Here is a 17,427-nt window from a genome sequence, read left to right as displayed (position 1 = left end):
TATGGCCGACCGCTCACGCCTGGCAGCGCGGACACCAGTACAGCTTGCGCGCACCGATCTCCTCGAGTGCGATCTCCGTGCCGCAGACACGGCACGGGAGGCCGGCGCGGTGATAGACCCAATGACGGTCCTCGCGGCTGGCCATCGCTGCACGATACTGATCGGGCGAGAGATCGTCCATCGTCATCATCTGACCGGTCTCGACTCCGATCGCGAGCAGGTTCACCCAGTCGTGCCACAGTGCACGGACGACGTCCTCCGGCACATCGCGTCCGGGGGTGTGGGGGTTCAACCGCTGACGGAAGAGCATCTCCGCGCGGTACACGTTGCCGATGCCGCTCACCACAGCCTGGTCCATGAGCAGAAGCGCGATCACCGTCTGCTTCTTGCGCACTGCCTGGACGAAGCGTTCCTCGTTCTGCGCCGGATCGCCCACGAGCGGATCAGGGCCCAGCTTGGCGACGCTGGCGAGCATCTCCTCCGGGGTCTGCAGCACGCACGCGGTCGGCCCGCGCAGATCGGCGGCTGTGATGTCGGTCATCAGGCGCAGTCGCACCTGCCCCACGATCGGAGGCGGCCACTCCAATCCCTCATCGGCGAGGCCCTTCGTCTGCTCGGACATGCGCACGTGCACCCGGGTGCGTCGTGGTGCGCCGATCGATGCGAGGGAGTTCTCCCCCGCATCGTCGAGGATCTCGTCGTCGACCACGGTGCCCCGCTGGTTCGTCTGCCCCATGCGCCCGTTCGCGGACGCGATCGTGGGGTCGACCAGGATCTCCCCGGCGAAGTCCCATGCCCCGTAGAGGCCGAGATGCACTCGCAGCCACAGGTCGCCCTCCGCCTCGAGGAACATCTGCTTGCCGACGGCCTGGACGCCGAGCGCCTCGCGGCCGTCGAGCACCGCCGCGCCTTCAGCGAACCGCCCCTGGGGGCTCGATGCGCTCATCGTCTTGCCGACGAAGTTCCGCTCGAACTGGCGCGCGATGCGGTGGACGGAATGGCCCTCGGGCATGTCAGACTCGCGGGTCCGGGAGAAGGGAGCCGTCGCGTTCGAAGTCAGCGATCTGACCGATGCGGCGGACGTGGCGCTCGTCGTGCGAGAACGGCGTCGAGATGAAGGTGTCGATGAAGGAGGTGACCTCGTCGAACGTGTGCTGACGCGCTCCGATCGAGATCACGTTGGCATCGTTGTGCTCGCGGGCGAGCTCCGCCGTCGAGGTGTTCCATACCAGAGCAGCGCGGATGCCCTCGACCTTGTTCGCCGCGATCTGCTCTCCGTTTCCCGATCCTCCGAAGACGACGCCGAGCGTCTCGATCCCGGATGCCTGATCGGCGACCACGGCCTGCGCCGCGCGGATGCAGAAGGCGGGGTAGTCGTCGACGGCGTCGTACTCCACCGGCCCGTGATCCACGACCTCGTGACCTGCGCCGCGCAGGTGATCCTGCAGCTGCGTGGAGAAGCCGAGACCGGCGTGATCGGTGGCGATATGGATGCGCATGGCATCCATCCTAGAAGCGCTGAGAGTCAGCGGGTGATCACGGGGCGACACCGGCGGCAGCCGGCTTGAACCCCGCACGCACGTTCTCACAGCATCCGGGCCGGCACACGTCGAAGGCCCCCGGAAGCGCGGTCACATGCGGTCGCTCGTCATTAGGTCGTCCTTCGAGACGCTCGACGATCAGATCCACGATGCCCGACACGAACGACGGGGCAACTCCGGGGGTCGGCGTCCGCGTGAACGCGAGCCCCGCCTCTTCTGCAGCCTCCGCGGCCTCCGTGTCGAGGTCCCAGAGGACCTCCATGTGGTCGCTCATGAATCCGACCGGAACCACGGCGACGGCCTTCCGGCCACGCTCGGGCAGCTCACCGATCACATCGCACACGTCGGGCTCGAGCCACGGCTGCGACGCGGGACCGGAGCGGGACTGGTATACGAGCTCCCACGAGACGTCCGCGGCCGCGGGAATGCTCGTGCGCACCCGATCCATGACCCACGCGGCGACGGCGAGGTGCTGGGCCGCGTACGCGCCGCCCTCTCCCCAGTCGATGTCGCGGGCGCCCGAGCGCTCGGCGTCGGCGGTCGGGATGCTGTGAGTGGAGAAGAGGATCTGGATATCCGCGGCGGCGATGCCCTCACCGAGGAACGTCTCGACAGCTTCCCGGACGCCGGTCTCGAAGGACTCGACGAACCCCGGGTGGTCGTAGAACGGACGGATCTTGTCGATCGTCACGGTCTCGCCGAGCTTCGTGTCCTCGAGGACGCGCGCGAAGTCCTCCCGGTACTGGCGGCAGCTCGAGAAGGAGCTGTACGCGCTGGTTGCGAACGCGAGGAGTGTCGTCCTGCCGTCAGCCGCAGCTTCCGTCACGACCTCCTCGAGGTAAGGGCTCCAGTTGCGGTTGCCCCAGTAGACGGGAAGATCGATCCCGCGGCGCGCGAGCTCACCCTCGAGTGCCTCTTTGAGGATGCGGTTCTGTCCGTTGATCGGGCTCACTCCGCCGAAGTGGCGGTAATGGTGGGCGACCTCCTCGAGACGCTCGTCGGGGATTCCCCGGCCCCGTGTCACATTGCGGAGGAAGGGAATGACGTCGTCCTGGCCCTCGGGTCCTCCGAACCCGGCGAGGAGGATGCCGTCATAGGCGACGGGCGTCGTCACATAGGGCGCACCGGAGGCGGCGGCAGCAGAGGCAAAGGGTACGGTGTTCGGCTCGATCGCGGTCACGTCTCCATCCTTTCACCTTCAGAGAGTGAGACAGGCCGCCGTGCTGGCGTAGGCTGTCATGGTTGCCGTGGGCGCCAACTGCGCTGGGTTGCGGCAGCATCCCCTCACCCCTGGGAGTACCGCTGTGCCTGGAGAGAACCTCACCCGCATCGAAGCGCAGGAGCGCCGCGACGTCGTCGACACCCAGTCGTACGAGGTCTCGCTCGACCTGACGAAGGGTGCCGAGGTCTTCGGCTCCCGCAGCGTCGTGCGCTTCACCGCGACGCCGGAGAGCTTCACCTTCATCGACCTGATCGCCCGCGAGGTCCGCGAGATCTCGCTGAACGGCGAGCAGCTCGATCCCGACGAGGTCTTCGCCGACTCGCGCATCGCGCTCTCCGGTCTGCAGGCCGAGAACGTCCTCGTGGTCGACGCCGACTGCGAGTACACGAACACCGGCGAGGGTCTGCACAGATTCGTCGACCCGGTCGACGGCGAGGTCTACCTCTACTCGCAGTTCGAGGTGCCCGACTCCCGTCGGGTCTTCGCGGTGTTCGAGCAGCCCGACCTCAAGGCCACATTCCAGTTCACGGTGACGGCACCCGCATCGTGGAAGGTCGTCTCCAACTCCCCCACCCCCGAGCCGATCGTGCACGACGACGACACCGTCGCCACGTGGGGCTTCGAGCCCACTCCTCGGATCTCCTCGTACATCACGGCCCTCGTCGCAGGTCCCTACGAGTCGACGTTCTCGGAGCTCACCAGCGCGTCCGGCCGCGTGATCCCCCTCGGCGTCTACGGTCGCAAGAGCCTGTGGCAGCACCTCGATGCCGACTACATCTTCGACAAGACCCGTGAGGGCTTCGCCTACTACGAGTCGAAGTTCGACGTTCCCTATCCGTTCGCCAAGTACGACCAGCTCTTCGTCCCCGAGTTCAACGCGGGCGCCATGGAGAACGCGGGCGCCGTGACCTTCACCGAGACGTACGTCTTCCGCAGCAAGGTGACCGACGCCGTCAAGGAGCGTCGCGTCGTCACGATCCTGCACGAGCTCGCGCACATGTGGTTCGGCGACCTGGTCACGATGAAGTGGTGGAACGATCTCTGGCTGAACGAGTCGTTCGCCGAGTGGGCGTCGACGATCGCCACCGCCGAGGCCACCGAGTGGACCGAGGCCTGGACGACGTTCAACGCGATGGAGAAGACCTGGGCGTACCGCCAGGATCAGCTGCCGTCGACCCACCCGATCACCGCGGTCATCAACGACCTCGAAGACGTGCAGGTCAACTTCGACGGCATCACCTACGCGAAGGGCGGCTCGGTCCTCAAGCAGCTCGCCGCATGGGTGGGCATCGAGGAGTTCTTCGCGGGCGTCTCGCAGTACTTCAAGAAGCACTCCTGGGGCAACACCGAGCTGAGCGACCTGCTCGTGGAGCTCGAAGCGACCAGCGGTCGCGACCTCAGCACCTGGTCGAAGAAGTGGCTCGAGACCGCGGGCGTCAACACGCTGGAGCCGGTCATCGCCGAAGACTCCGACGGGACGATCTCGCGCTTCGCCGTCACCCAGACGGCACCGGCCGACTACCCGACGATCCGTCCGCACCGCCTCGGCATCGGCTTCTACACCCTCACCGACGGTGCGCTCGTGCGCACCCACTACGCCGAGGTCGACGTCGACGGCGACCGCACCGAGGTCCCCGAGCTGCACGGCCACAAGCGCCCCGACCTCGTCCTGCTCAACGACAACGACCTCGCCTACGCGAAGATCCGCCTTGACGAGCGCTCGCTCGCGACGGCGATCGCCCACCTCGCTGACATCAGCGACCCTCTCGCTCGATCCCTCGTGTGGGGCGCCGCCTGGGATCAGACCCGCGACGCCGAGACCGCCGCAACCGCCTACATCGATCTCGTGCTCGGCAACATCGGTCGCGAGTCCGAGTCGACCACGGTGCGCACGACGCTCGCACAGCTCCGCACGGCCGCGACCCTCTACGTGACGCCCGAGACGCGTCTCGCGGCGCGTCAGAAGGTCGCAGACGGTCTCTGGGCACTCGCCGAGGCGGCGGAGTCCGGCAGCGACAGCCAGCTGCAGTTCGTCACGGCCTTCGCGAACGCGCTGGTCACCCCCGAGCACGCCGGCATCATCGGTCGACTGCGGTCGGGTGAGGAGACCCTCCCCGGGCTCGAGATCGACGCCGACCTCAGCTGGCAGCTTCTCGTCGGCCTCGCCACCATCGGCGCCACCGATGCGGCCTCCATCGACGCGGCACTCTCGGCTGACAACACCGCGAAGGGCGGCGAGTTCGCCGCTCAGGCCCGTGCCGCACTGCCGGATGCGGCATCGAAGAAGGCCGCCTGGGCGTCGCTGATCGAGCGCGACGACGCTCCGAACACGATCGTCCGCTCCGCGGCCCTCGGATTCGTGCACCCCGCTGGCGCCGAGTCGCTGCGCGCGTTCGTCCCCGCGTACTTCGACATGCTGATCCCGATCTGGGAGTCCCGCACGTACCAGATCGCCCAGTACCTGATCGTCGGCCTGTTCCCGACCGCGATCGCCGACATCGAGCTCCGCGACTCCACACGCGCGTGGCTCTCGGCTCACCAGGACGCCGCCCCCGCGCTGCGTCGCCTCGTGCTCGAGAACCTCGCAGACGTCGAGCGTGCTCTCGCGGCGCAGTCTCGCGACGCCGAGGACTGAGACACATCTCCCGATCAGGCCTCTGCGCGGTGCGTCCAGCCCGCGCAGAGGCCTGATCGCTACTCTGGAGGGGATGATGCAGCCATTCGAAGTCGACCCAGATCCCGCGGAAGTCACCCTCCCCGACTGGTGGTTGGACGCTGTCACGGTGCTTCGCGACATCGGCCTGCAGGCGCTCGGCGTCGTCGCGATCATCGCCGGATGCGTCCTGATCGCGTTGGTGCTCCGCGTCGTCATCCGACGCATCGTGCACCGCATCGTCGACAGCGCCAAGAACAAGGCCGCCGTCGATGACACACAGGCTCTCGAACGGTCGCCTCTGGCCGACATGCGCCTCGTTCAGCGCACCCGTACTCTCGGGACGATCCTGCAGAACATCGTCAACGTGATGCTCGTGGTGATCGCGATCGTCCTCGTGGTCAATCACCTGGCACCGACGCTCCTCGGTTCCCTGACGCTTCTCACGGCAGCCGTCGGCGCAGGTCTCGGTTTCGGCGCGCAGAACATCGTCAAGGACGTCCTGAACGGCATGTTCATCGTCGCGGAGGATCAGATCGGCATCGGCGACGTCGTCGATCTCGGCCTCGCGTCCGGTGTGGTCGAGTACGTCAGCGTGCGCATCACCCAGGTGCGCGATGTCAACGGCACGCTCTGGTATGTGCGCAACGGCGAGGTCACCCGCATCGGCAACATGTCGCAGGGCTGGGCCCGAGCGATCATCGATCTCGGCGTTCCGGTGGATTCCGATCTCGAGAACGTCGAGAAGATCATGCTCGACACCGCATTGAGCCTTTCGAAGGACCCGAAGTGGCGCACGCGCATCATCGAGAAGCCGGAGCTGTGGGGCTTGGAATCGATCGACGGTGACGCCCTGGTCGTGCGACTCGTCATCAAGGCGCGAGCCAACGCGAAGGATGACGTCGCCCAGGAGCTGCGCAAGCGCCTGCGCGCCGCCCTCCTCGAGAACGAGATCTCCTTCCCGAGCATGACCACGGTGATTCCCACAGGGCTCGACGGCGCTCGTCGTGTGCGCGGCGCCAATCCGCCCAAGACGCGTCCGAACGCCGTGACCGGGGTGCCGGTGATCCCTGACCGCGGAATCTGGCGGCGCAAGAAGACCAACGACGACGGGAGCCCCCAGAAGTGACGTTCTACGACGAGGTCGGCGGTCGCGAGACGTTCGCGAAGATCGTGTCGGTGTTCTACCGCGAGGTGGCCCTCGACCCGGTCCTGAAGCCGATGTACCCCGAGGAGGACCTCGGACCTGCCGAAGAGCGCCTGCTGATGTTCCTCGAGCAGTACTGGGGCGGCCCGACCACCTACGGCGAGACGCGGGGCCATCCTCGTCTGCGGATGCGACACATGCCGTTCCATGTCGATCCCGACGCCCGCGATCGGTGGCTTCGTCACATGCGGACCGCGGTGGACGAGGCGCAGTTGTCGCCGCTCCACGAATCCACGCTGTGGGACTATCTCGAGCGCGCCGCATATGCCATGGTGAACACATTCGAGCCGTCCGGCATCGGCACGCCCTCGGCCGGGCGCCCCACGCTCGAGACGCGATCACGTCAGGAATCAACGGAGAGCACATGACGAACACGCCCCTGTCTGCAGACGTCCTGGTCATCGGATGGGGGCTCGCCGGGCTCGTCGCCGCCGGGGAGGCGCTGGATGCCGGCCGACGCGTGATCCTGATCGATCAGGAGCCGCGCACGAACCTCGGCGGTCAGGCGTGGTGGTCGTTCGGCGGACTGTTCTTCATCGACTCGCCCGAGCAGCGGCGGATGGGCATCCGCGACTCGCTGGCTCTCGCCACCCAGGACTGGTTCGGCACGGCGGCGTTTGACCGGCCCGAGGACGACTGGCCTCGACGCTGGGCCGAGGCCTATCTGCAGTTCGCAGCGGGTGAGAAGCGGGCCTGGCTGCGCGAAAGGGGCGTCAGCTTCTTCCCGGTGGTCGGCTGGGCGGAACGCGGCGGATACGGCGCTCTGGGGCCTGGCAACTCGGTGCCACGCTTCCACATCACCTGGGGCACGGGCCCAGGTGTCGTCGCCCCGTTCGCCGCCGCCGTCGAGCAGGGCGAGCGCGAAGGTCACCTCACGGTCCTCCCCCGCCACCGGGTGACGGAACTCGTCGTGACGGATGGCGCCGTGACCGGAGCACGCGGCTCGATCCTCGAATCCACCCCGGCCGCTCGGGGGGTCGAGACGTCTCGCGCGGTCGTCGGAGACTTCGAGATCAGCGCCGGGGCGACGATCGTCTCGTCCGGAGGCATCGGAGGCAACCACGACCTCGTCCGGGCGGCCTGGCCCTCGAGTCTGGGCGTTCCGCCCGAGCAGATGCTGACGGGCGTGCCCGCTTACGTCGACGGATCGATGCATGCCGTCTCAGAAGCCGCCGGAGCGCGTCTCATCAACGGCGACCGCATGTGGCACTACGTCGAGGGGATCAAGAACTGGGATCCGGTGTGGCCGTCGCACGGCATCCGGATCCTCCCTGGACCGTCGTCTCTGTGGCTCGATGCGACGGGAAAGAGACTGCCTGTCCCGCTGTTTCCCGGTTTCGACACTCTGGGCACGCTGGCCCACCTGCGAACGACGGGGCACGACCACTCGTGGTTCGTGACGTCCCGCCAGATCATCGAGAAGGAGTTCGCACTCTCGGGCAGCGAGCAGAATCCGGATCTGACGGGCAAGGACGTGGGGCTGCTGCTGAAGTCTCGGCTGGCCAAGGGGCCGACTGGGCCGGTGCAGGCGTTCCTCGACGAGGGCGAGGACTTCATCGTCGAGAACGATCTGGAGTCGTTGCTGGAGCAGATGCGCCGCCACCCGGGCGGAGAGGCTCTCGACATCGATCACGTCCGCCGTGAGGTCGTGGCGCGCGACAGGGAGATGGACAACGAGTTCACCAAGGACGCGCAGATCGGGATGCTGCGCTCGATGCGCGGCTACCGGGGCGACAGGTTGATCCGTACGGCTGCGCCGCACCGGTTGCAGGACCCGGCGGCGGGTCCCCTCGTCGCCGTGAAGCTTCATGTTCTGACGAGGAAGTCGCTCGGCGGCATCACTACCGATCTCGACGGCCGTGCGCTCGGCGCGAACGGTGAACCGATCCCTGGGCTTTTCGCCGCCGGTGAGGCCAGCGGCTTCGGCGGAGGCGGTGTGCACGGGTATCGCGCTCTCGAGGGCACGTTCCTCGGCGGATGCCTGTTCTCGGGTCGCCAGGCGGGCCGCGCCGCAGCGCGCTGACCGGACCGACGGCGCGCGGCGTCGAGGCGTGCTAGTCCGCTGCGCCGGTGCCGCGAACGGCCGTGAGACCGGTGGCGACGGGGCCGCGAGCGAGGACATGACCGCGGCGGAAGGCCAGACGGGTCCATCGCCCCGACGTCATGACAGGCACATCCTCTTCACCGGAGATGAATCCGAACGCATCCGCAGCGAATGCCACGCCCCGCGGCAGTCCGCCGAGATCCTCGTCGGGCTCGCCCCAGATCGCCGCGCGCAGCGCACGGACGGCTTCCTCTCCTGATCCGGGCGTAGCCCCTCGAGCTACTGCGCTGATGCCCCATTGCGCCCTCTGCGCGATCACGGATGCCGCCAGGCTCGAGGTCGCCTGCCACTGCCCTCGGGGCGGGGCGACTCCGGCCCACGCCGGCGAGAGGCCGGTCTCGGGAAAGGTGAGCACGCGCTCATCGTCGGTCGGGCTGAGCGATGCCACCACGACGTCGCATTCGAGCTCGGGGTCGACCTGCACGATGCGCATCGCGAGCACGGTCGGGGTCTGGTCGAACAGCCCGTGGGGTGCGAGAGCGGCTCCGGTCAGGGCGAGAACCCCGTTCGCCGCCTGGAGTCGCACGCCTTCATCCGAGATGCGGGTCGCTCGTCCGAGAAAGGTCAGGACGTCTTTCGACGTGGCGGAATCGGCGAGAAGGAGCTGGTGCGGCACACCCTCTAAACTAGCAACGCCAGCGGCATCCGCAGTCGCGGGAAGGAAGTCATGACCGCCGACGCACACGCGATCCGCACTGTCGAACAGCTCCTGGAGGTGCTGGATCTCGACTCGACGCAGGCCCGTACGACAGAGGACATCTTCACAGGGTCGTCGCACGCGATGCCGTCCGGCCGCATCTACGGGGGCCAGGTGCTCGCGCAGAGCCTGCTCGCCGCAGAGAGGACTCTCCCCGAGGATCGAGCGGTGCATTCGATGCACGGATACTTCCTGCGCCCCGGAGACGCGAGCCAGGGCATCACGATCGCCGTCGACCGCATCCATGACGGTCGTTCGTTCTCGACCCGTCGTTCGCAGGCGTATCAGAACGGTGTTCCGATCTTCTCGATGATCGCGTCGTTCCAGGACGACGACCCCGGCGTCGAGCACGCCGTATCGATGCCCGACGATGTGCCGTCTCCGGATTCCTTGCTTCCCGATGAGCAGCGTGTCGAGGGGTTGCCCCGGGGCACCGCCCGCATGCTGAGTGACCGAGCCGCCGACGTCCGTCACATCGACTCGCCGCTGTTCCTGCCGAGCGATGACGCGCGCGTTCCTCAGCAAGCGGTGTGGATGCGGCTGCGCGCTCCGCTGCCCGACGATCAGCGCATCCATCGTGCGGCTCTCGCATACCTGAGCGACATGACCATTCAGGAGTCCATCCTGCGCGCGCATGGCGTGTACTGGGCGCTCCCTGGTCTGAAGGTCGCGAGCCTCGATCATGCGATGTGGTGGCACCGGCCGGCTCGCGTGGACGAATGGCTCCTGTACGTGCAGGAGTCACCCAACGCCCGGGGCGGGCGCGGCCTCGCACAGGGACGGATCTACGCGCAGACCGGCGAGCTGGTCGCATCCGTCGCGCAGGAGATCATGGTCAGGATCCCGTCGCAGGACTGACGTCGCGCGTTCCACTCGGGGTGAGCGTCTGAGCAGTGTGTGTCCGCCGCTTCAGGTCGCGCGCTCGATCAGCTCCGGCCGGCGATTCACGGGGTGCCCTCGGTCGGCTCTGACCGGCGATTCACATCGACCGGTGCACGCCACGTCCCGCTCAGCGGTGCGCGTACTCGATCGACGGGCCGACGAAGGGCTCCCACGCATCTCGCATCTCCTGAGTGAGGCGCGTCGGTCGACCTGTCGCGGCATCGACGAGGACGATGATCGCCGTGGATCGTGCGTAGATCGTTCGAGGCACGGCTTCGGGATCGTTGTGCACCTCGTAGCAGACCTCGACGCTCGAACCACCGAGCTTGCCGAACCACATCTGCACCTCGAGCGGACGGCGCTGATACGGCACCGGGGCGAGGTACTCGATCTCCTGGCGTGCGATGAGCGTCAGGATGCCCTCGTCGAGCCCCGAGTCGAGGACCGCTGTGGACGGCGCCTGTTCACCGGGGCCCGCACGCCAGAACGCGCGCACGCGCGCTTCCTCGAGAAGCTTGAGCATCGAGGTGTTGTTGACGTGATTGAACGCATCCAGATCGCCCCAGCGCAGGTGGATCGGGATGTGCAGGCGTGGCCCCGGTGTCAGGTCGGACATCGTCGGCTCAGTCGCGCGTGAGCTTGCGGTGCGTCGAACGATGCGGCTTGGCGGCGTCGGCACCGAGTCGCTGGATCTTGTTCTCCTCGTAGGCCTCGAAGTTGCCCTCGAACCAATACCACTGGGCGGGATTCTCGTCGGTGCCCTCGTAGGCGAGGATGTGCGTCGCGATGCGGTCGAGGAACCACCGGTCGTGAGTGATGACCACGGCGCAGCCGGGGAACTCGAGGAGCGCATTCTCGAGCGAGCTCAGGGTCTCGACATCGAGGTCGTTGGTCGGCTCGTCGAGGAGCAGCAGGTTGCCGCCCTCCTTGAGGGTGAGGGCGAGGTTTAGCCGGTTGCGCTCACCACCGGAGAGCACACCCGCCTTCTTCTGCTGATCCGGACCCTTGAAGCCGAACTTCGAGACGTATGCCCGCGACGGGATCTCGATCTTGCCGACCGTGATGAAGTCGAGCCCGTCGGATACGACCTCCCACAGCGTCTTATCGGGGTCGATGTTCGAGCGCGACTGGTCGACGTAGCTGATCTTGACCGTCTCGCCGATCTTGAGGTCACCACCGTCGAGGGGCTCGAGGCCGACGATCGTCTTGAACAGAGTGGTCTTACCGACACCGTTCGGGCCGATGACGCCGACGATGCCGTTCGGCGGCAGGCTGAAGCTGAGACCGTCGATGAGCGCGCGTCCGTCGAAACCCTTCTGCAGCTTCTTGGCGTCGATCACGATGCTTCCGAGGCGCGGACCCGCGGGGATCTGGATCTCCTCGAAATCGAGCTTTCTGGTCCGCTCGGCCTCCGTCGCCATCTCCTCGTAGCGGGCGAGACGAGCCTTGGACTTCGTCTGACGACCCTTCGCGCTGGACCGGACCCACTCCAGCTCTTCCTTGAGGCGCTTGGCGAGCTTCGCGTCCTTCTTGCCCTGGATCTCGAGGCGTTCGCCCTTCTTCTCCAGATAGGTCGAGTAGTTGCCCTCGTATCCGATCAGGCGACCGCGGTCGACCTCTGCGATCCACTCGGCGACGTGATCGAGGAAGTACCGGTCGTGGGTGATGGCGATGACGGCACCCTTGTAAGCCTGCAGGTGCTGCTCGAGCCAGAGCACACTCTCGGCGTCGAGGTGGTTGGTCGGCTCGTCGAGAAGAAGCAGGTCAGGCTTCTGGAGAAGGAGCTTCGCCAGCGCGACACGGCGCTTCTCTCCACCGGAGAGCGGCGCGATCGCGGCGTCTCCCGGAGGGGTGCGCAGCGCATCCATGGCCTGCTCCAGCTGCGAATCGAGGTCCCAGCCGTCGGCTGCGTCGATCTCCTCCTGCAGCGTGCCCATCTCTGCGAGCAGCGAATCGAAGTCCGCGTCGGGGTCGGCCATCAGCATCGAGATCTCGTTGAACCGATCGACCTTCGCCTTGATCGCGATGCCATCCTGGATGTTCTCCAGCACGGTCTTGGTCTCATCGAGCTCCGGCTCCTGCATGAGGATTCCGACCGAGAAACCCGGGGATAGCTTCGCCTCGCCGTTCGACGGCGTGTCCATGCCCGCCATGATCTTGAGGATCGTCGACTTACCGGCGCCGTTCGGGCCCACCATGCCGATCTTGGCACCGGGGAGGAAAGCCATAGTGACGTCGTCGAGGATGAGTTTGTCACCCACGGCCTTGCGCGCACGAACCATCGAGTAGATGTACTCAGCCACCGAAAAACGCTCCTTCTGTTGGCGTCGAAGATCGACACTCCAGCCTACCGGCCTCTGTGCCTGCCGCCGTCGAGACGAGCACAGGCACGGCGAACCGTCAGAATCGGACGCGAAGGTCCGTGATCACCAGTCGATCGCGCGCGTCGCGCCGACCAGACAGCGGCCCTCCGCGAGCTGTGGCATGACCGCCGTCACCGGCGCACCCGTCGACGGGCCCACCTGCCCGACGAGGCACTCCTCGTCCCCCCAGCGCACCGAGAACTGGATGCTCTCGGCCGGATTGCCGACGGTCGACACATCCTGAGTCACCTGCATGGCTGCCCTGTCGAAACCTGCAGCGATGAGCGCATCGATGTAGGCGCGTCCCGATACGTTCTGATCGGAGCCCCACACCTGAGCCGTCACCGCCGCGAACAGAGGCAGGTTGTCCTCCGCTGTGCCGTCCGCGACGTATGCGGGTGCCGCGGGGCTCTCCGTCGGGCCCGGCGACGCGCCGGCGTCCGTCGGTGCGGGGGTCGGGGAGGCGGTGGGACCGCACGAGGTCAGCAGCAGGATCAGCGTGACCGCCGCGCCTGACACGATCGCTACACGCGTTGCGGAGGAGTCCGGTCTTCGAAGCACGCCCCGAGTCTACGGTCGGACTCCCCCACACAGGTGAACGTCGGCATCGCCGCTCACCCCAGCGGCGCTCACGGATTGCCGAGTCAGTACGTGAGGCTCCCGGAATCAGCCGTGTGCTCCGTGGGCACGGCGTCGGACGACGGCGGTGCATCCCGGTCGGCCCATGACGTGTCGATATCGACTGCCTCGCCTGACGACTCCCCCGACTGATCGTCGTCCGCGGTGTCCGAACCCCTGCTCCGCGAGGGCGGCTCCTGCGTCGAGCGTGTGCTCCGGCGGTACGCGGTGGTGCCCCAGCGGAGATCATGACCGATCGCGTCCGCGTCAATGTCGACGCTCGTGCCCTGTTTGCCGTTGTTCTCCCAGGCCCGGATCTTCATCCTCCCCGTGACGATCACGCTGTCGCCAGAACGCAGCGATGTTTTCGCGTGCTCCCCGAGCTGGCGGAACGCCGCAACGGAATACCAGTTGGTCGCGACGTCGACCCATGTCTGGGTCGCGTCGTCGAAGCGCCGATGAGTGCTCGCCAATCGGAAGTTGGTGACGCTGATTCCACTGGCGGTCCGCCCCTGAGTGGGGTCGGTGGCGACGTTGCCGACGATGGTCACTGTGTCATGCATGTTCTCTCCTCTGCGGCCCGGGACGCGCCCGGATCGCTCAAGAGTGGGCCCCACGACGACATGGCCGAGACACGCAGACCGGTGGTGGTGCACAACTCCGCGCCCGAAGCCGTCGTGCAGACGCAGTGGCCATCTCCGGGCGACGCCCCTGGATCGCAATGTCGGTGGTCGGTCATATGTTCGAACCACGAAAGGAGACACCGATGTCCGACACCCTGATCACGTCCCTGCCCGAGGTCCCGTATGCCACGCCCCGCCTGTCATCGCCGAAGGAGCACCTCGTGCGCGCCTCGGCCCATCTGTGGCGGGTGCAGGACACCCGAGGCCGTGTTCTCGGTCACCTCCGCCTGCTGCCCGATCCCCTCGGCATGAGATATCGAGCGGAGAGACTGCATCTCGCCACAGCCTCATTCCGACTGGTCGGGGACTTCTGGCGGGCGGACGACGCCGTCGCCGCCCTGCGGAACGGGTGACGACGGACGTCGTCCGGCTGTGGTGCCCCCGGCAGGATTCGAACCTGCGACCAAGAGATTAGAAGGCTCCTGCTCTATCCCCTGAGCTACGGAGGCGGGCAGTTCTACCGTACCGCGCCGGGCTCGAATGTCGGTGCCGTCGATAGTATGTCCACATGGTATCTGCGTCAGAGAACGACCGCCTCGTCTGGATCGATTGCGAGATGACCGGGCTGGACCTCTCGGTCGATGAGCTGGTCGAGATCGCGGTCGTCGTCACCGATTTCGAGCTGCGTCCCGTCGATCCGGGTTTCCAGGTCGTCATCCGCCCCAATGATGCGGCACTCGAGAACATGAACGACTTCGTCACGAAGATGCATGAGACATCGGGGCTCATCACGGAGATCCCCGGCGGGATCTCGCTCGCCGAGGCTGAAGAGCAGACCCTCGCCTACATCAAGCGCTTCGCTCCTCTCGAGCGCAAGGCGCCGCTCGCCGGCAACACCATCGGCACCGATCGGATGTTCCTCGCGAAGTACATGCCTCAGGTCGACCAGTGGCTCCACTATCGCAACGTCGATGTCTCGAGCATCAAGGAGCTCTCCCGCAGGTGGTACCCGCGGGTGTTCTTCCAGGCACCCGCCAAGGATGGCGGCCACCGAGCCCTGGCCGACATCCTCGAATCGATCCGCGAGCTGCGCTACTACCGCGAGGCCGTCTTCGTCGACGAGCCAGGACCGTCGAGCGACGACGCTCGCGACATCGCGACGCGCACCGTGTCAGAGTTCACTCCGAACATGTAATAGACTCATCTGGTCGCCAACTCCGGTTGGCGCATGGTGGGTATAGCTCAGCTGGTAGAGCGCTGGCTTGTGGTGCCGGATGTCGCGGGTTCGAGTCCCGTTACTCACCCCATACAGAAAAGGTCCGAGTCGAGAGATTCGGGCCTTTTCTGCATCCCCGAGAACTCGTCACGGAATACCCCCTGGGGGTATTCCGTTGTCTTCGGTGAACTCATCGAAGGGACAGGCAGATGAAACACTCGGACGGATCGACACCGATCGACCACGCCTCGCACGGAATGACGCGGCATGCGGCGGCTCCTGCCGAGCCCGATGCCCACGCGGGGCACGACGGGCACTCTGGGCACGCCGACCACGTCTCTCGTTTCCGGCGACTGTTCTGGATCATGCTCGTCGTCGCGATCCCCGTCGTCCTGACTTCCCCGATGTTCGGCATGATCATCGGGTATGAAGTCCAGGGATGGGCGCGGTGGCTGGCCCCCGCACTCGGCACGGTGATGTACGTAAGGGGTGGAGCACCTTTCCTCACCGGCGCCGTGAGCGAGCTCCGTGCTCGCAAGCCAGGAATGATGCTGCTGATCGGACTGGCGATCACAGTCGCCTTCGTCGCGTCATGGGGAGCGAGTCTGGGCGCGCTGCATCATGAACTGGAGTTCTGGTGGGAGTTGGCACTGCTGATCGTGATCATGCTCCTGGGCCACTGGATAGAGATGCGATCGCTGGCTCAGACGACCTCGGCGCTCGATTCCCTCGCAGCCCTTCTGCCGGACGAAGCCGAGCGCATCGAGCACGGCGAGACCGTGCGGGTCTCCCCTGCGGAACTCAGGATCGGAGATGTCATCGTCATCCGTCCTGGCGGACGCCTGCCCGCAGATGGGCGCATCATCCAGGGAGCAGCGAGCGTCGACGAGTCCATGATCACCGGAGAGTCCAGGGCAGTCGCGCGGACCATCGGCGACCCCGTCATCGCGGGGACAGTGGCCACCGACTCGGGATTGCGGGTCGAGATCACGGCCGCGGGCACGGACACCGCACTCGCCGGCATCCAACGACTCGTCGCCGACGCACAGGCATCCTCGTCTCGTGCGCAGCGGATCGCCGACCGAGCGGCAGCAGGGCTGTTCTGGTTCGCGCTCGCATCCGCCGCGATCACCGCCGTCATCTGGTCGTCCGTGGGACTGCCCGACGAAGCCGTCATCCGCACGATCACCGTCCTGGTCATCGCGTGCCCGCATGCTCTGGGCCTCGCGATCCCCCTGGTCGTCTCGATCGCCACCGAGCGTGCAGCGCGCGCAGGCATTCTCGTGAAGGATCGACTGGCTCTCGAGACCATGCGCACGATCGACACCGTCCTATTCGACAAGACGGGAACGCTCACGAAGGGCACTCCCGCTGTCACCGCCGTCGAGCCCGTCGCTCCGTTCACTGCCGACGACGTCATCTCGCTCGCCGCGGCGGCCGAGCAGGACTCCGAGCATCCGCTGGCGAAGGCCATCGTGAACGCCGCGGGTGAGCGACGACTCGAGATACGTCCTGCCGAGGACTTCCGGTCGTCTCCCGCCGTCGGTGTGAGCGCACGCGTCGACGGTCGGCTCGTGAAGGTCGGCGGACCGGACCTGCTCGCAGAGACCCACACCGCGGAGCTTCCGATCGCCGATGCGTGGCGAGCGGAAGGCGCGATCATCCTGCATGTGCTCCTCGGCGACCGCGTCATCGGTGCCCTGAGACTCGCCGACGACATCCGAGCCGAATCGATCTCGGCCGTCGAAGCGCTGCGCGCACGCGGGATCGACGTGGTGATGATCACGGGCGACGCATCGTCGGTCGCGGAGACCGTCGCGGCGCGGGTCGGGATCGACCGGGTGTTCGCCGGCGTGCGCCCGGAGGACAAAGCGTCCAGAGTCCGAGCGTTGCAGGCAGAGGGACGCCGTGTCGCGATGGTGGGCGACGGCGTGAACGACGCCCCCGCACTCGCCCAGGCGGATGTGGGCCTGGCCATCGGCGCCGGCACAGACGTGGCCATCGCATCCGCCGGTGTGATCCTCGCGGGAGACGACCCGCGCGCCGTCATCTCGGTGATCGACCTCTCGAAGGCCGGCTACCGCAAGATGACCCAGAACCTGTGGTGGGCGGCTGGCTACAACCTGCTCTCCGTGCCTCTCGCGGCCGGCGTCCTCGCGCCGGTCGGGTTCGTGCTCCCCATGTCGGTGGGTGCCGTCCTGATGTCCCTGTCGACCATCGTCGTGGCTCTGAACGCACAGCTGCTCCGTCGACTGGATCTGCGGATGCCGAGCGGCGCCCCGACCGACTGAACGCCGCGAC

Annotated in this window: 16 protein-coding genes and 2 tRNA genes; 9 read left to right on the top strand and 9 right to left on the bottom strand. The window is 66.8% G+C overall.

From position 1 onward, the window contains the following. Positions 1–13: 13 nt before the first annotated feature. From OD997_RS02820 to OD997_RS02810, 3 genes are read right to left on the bottom strand one after another with little or no spacing between them, the layout of a single operon-like run. Positions 14–1,012: an Fpg/Nei family DNA glycosylase gene (locus tag OD997_RS02820; protein WP_434330263.1), complete on the bottom strand. Its 999-nt coding sequence runs from the start codon at positions 1,010–1,012 to the stop codon at positions 14–16. A 1-nt stretch (position 1,013) separates the two neighbouring features. Next, positions 1,014–1,499 carry a ribose-5-phosphate isomerase gene (locus OD997_RS02815; RefSeq protein ID WP_434330262.1) on the bottom strand — a complete coding sequence of 162 codons (486 nt, stop codon included), beginning with the start codon at positions 1,497–1,499 and terminating at the stop codon, positions 1,014–1,016. Positions 1,500–1,536: 37 nt separating this feature from the next. Next, on the bottom strand, positions 1,537–2,721 hold the full coding sequence (locus OD997_RS02810) for a ferrochelatase (protein WP_434330261.1): 1,185 nt from the start codon (positions 2,719–2,721) through the stop codon (positions 1,537–1,539). A 124-nt stretch (positions 2,722–2,845) separates the two neighbouring features. Between OD997_RS02810 and pepN the strand changes: the two genes are divergently transcribed. From pepN to OD997_RS02790, 4 genes are all read left to right on the top strand, one after another. Further along, positions 2,846–5,398: an aminopeptidase N gene (pepN, locus tag OD997_RS02805; protein ID WP_434330260.1), complete on the top strand. Its 2,553-nt coding sequence runs from the start codon at positions 2,846–2,848 to the stop codon at positions 5,396–5,398. 73 nt (positions 5,399–5,471) lie between these two features. Then, the gene (locus OD997_RS02800) at positions 5,472–6,545 is read left to right on the top strand and encodes a mechanosensitive ion channel family protein (protein ID WP_434330259.1); all 1,074 of its coding nucleotides are present in this window, start codon (positions 5,472–5,474) and stop codon (positions 6,543–6,545) included. Beyond that, positions 6,542–6,991: a globin gene (locus OD997_RS02795; RefSeq protein ID WP_434330258.1), complete on the top strand. Its 450-nt coding sequence runs from the start codon at positions 6,542–6,544 to the stop codon at positions 6,989–6,991. Before OD997_RS02800 ends, OD997_RS02795 begins: the two co-directional genes overlap by 4 nt. Continuing rightward, positions 6,988–8,646, top strand: coding sequence for an FAD-binding dehydrogenase (locus OD997_RS02790; protein WP_434330257.1), 1,659 nt, complete (start codon positions 6,988–6,990; stop codon positions 8,644–8,646). The genes OD997_RS02795 and OD997_RS02790 overlap by 4 nt, the downstream gene beginning before the upstream one ends. A gap of 31 nt (positions 8,647–8,677) precedes the next feature. Here the strand turns inward: OD997_RS02790 and OD997_RS02785 are convergent, their stop codons facing one another. Next, a complete protein-coding gene (locus OD997_RS02785; protein ID WP_434330256.1) occupies positions 8,678–9,343 on the bottom strand; it encodes a hypothetical protein in 666 nt (221 codons plus the stop codon). 51 nt (positions 9,344–9,394) lie between these two features. Between OD997_RS02785 and OD997_RS02780 the strand changes: the two genes are divergently transcribed. After that, complete coding sequence (locus tag OD997_RS02780) at positions 9,395–10,282, top strand: acyl-CoA thioesterase (protein WP_434330255.1); 888 nt, start codon at positions 9,395–9,397, stop codon at positions 10,280–10,282. A gap of 151 nt (positions 10,283–10,433) precedes the next feature. On the opposite strand, the gene OD997_RS02775 is transcribed toward OD997_RS02780, so the two are convergent. The 4 genes from OD997_RS02775 to OD997_RS02760 all read right to left on the bottom strand — a co-directional run bounded on the left by OD997_RS02775 (position 10,434) and on the right by OD997_RS02760 (position 13,850). Further along, on the bottom strand, positions 10,434–10,922 hold the full coding sequence (locus tag OD997_RS02775; RefSeq protein ID WP_434330254.1) for an acyl-CoA thioesterase: 489 nt from the start codon (positions 10,920–10,922) through the stop codon (positions 10,434–10,436). Positions 10,923–10,929: 7 nt separating this feature from the next. Then, a complete protein-coding gene (gene ettA / locus OD997_RS02770; RefSeq protein ID WP_434330253.1) occupies positions 10,930–12,609 on the bottom strand; it encodes an energy-dependent translational throttle protein EttA in 1,680 nt (559 codons plus the stop codon). A 123-nt stretch (positions 12,610–12,732) separates the two neighbouring features. Beyond that, positions 12,733–13,230 (bottom strand): DUF6993 domain-containing protein, encoded by a 498-nt coding sequence (locus tag OD997_RS02765; protein WP_434330252.1) that lies wholly within the window; start codon positions 13,228–13,230, stop codon positions 12,733–12,735. 83 nt (positions 13,231–13,313) lie between these two features. Then, entirely contained in the window at positions 13,314–13,850 is a 537-nt protein-coding gene (locus OD997_RS02760) for a single-stranded DNA-binding protein (RefSeq protein ID WP_434330251.1), read from the bottom strand. 203 nt (positions 13,851–14,053) lie between these two features. Here OD997_RS02760 and OD997_RS02755 point away from each other — a divergent pair, with 203 nt between their 5' ends. Next, positions 14,054–14,323 carry a hypothetical protein gene (locus tag OD997_RS02755; protein ID WP_434330250.1) on the top strand — a complete coding sequence of 90 codons (270 nt, stop codon included), beginning with the start codon at positions 14,054–14,056 and terminating at the stop codon, positions 14,321–14,323. Between the two features lie 20 nt (positions 14,324–14,343). Here the strand turns inward: OD997_RS02755 and OD997_RS02750 are convergent. After that, a tRNA-Arg gene (locus OD997_RS02750) sits at positions 14,344–14,419 on the bottom strand. Positions 14,420–14,478: 59 nt separating this feature from the next. On the opposite strand from OD997_RS02750, the gene orn reads away from it, so the two are divergent. The 3 genes from orn to OD997_RS02735 all read left to right on the top strand — a co-directional run bounded on the left by orn (position 14,479) and on the right by OD997_RS02735 (position 17,417). Further along, positions 14,479–15,105 (top strand): oligoribonuclease, encoded by a 627-nt coding sequence (gene orn, locus OD997_RS02745; protein WP_434330249.1) that lies wholly within the window; start codon positions 14,479–14,481, stop codon positions 15,103–15,105. Positions 15,106–15,141: 36 nt separating this feature from the next. Beyond that, a tRNA-His gene (locus tag OD997_RS02740) sits at positions 15,142–15,217 on the top strand. A 166-nt stretch (positions 15,218–15,383) separates the two neighbouring features. Continuing rightward, positions 15,384–17,417, top strand: coding sequence for a heavy metal translocating P-type ATPase (locus tag OD997_RS02735; RefSeq protein ID WP_434332323.1), 2,034 nt, complete (start codon positions 15,384–15,386; stop codon positions 17,415–17,417). Positions 17,418–17,427 lie beyond the last annotated feature (10 nt).

Source organism: Microbacterium sp. CGR1 (genome assembly GCF_051062835.1).
In the GTDB taxonomy this organism is placed as follows: domain Bacteria; phylum Actinomycetota; class Actinomycetes; order Actinomycetales; family Microbacteriaceae; genus Microbacterium.
Note: the sequence above shows the minus strand (reverse complement) of the source record. Positions and strands in the feature narration are given on the sequence as shown.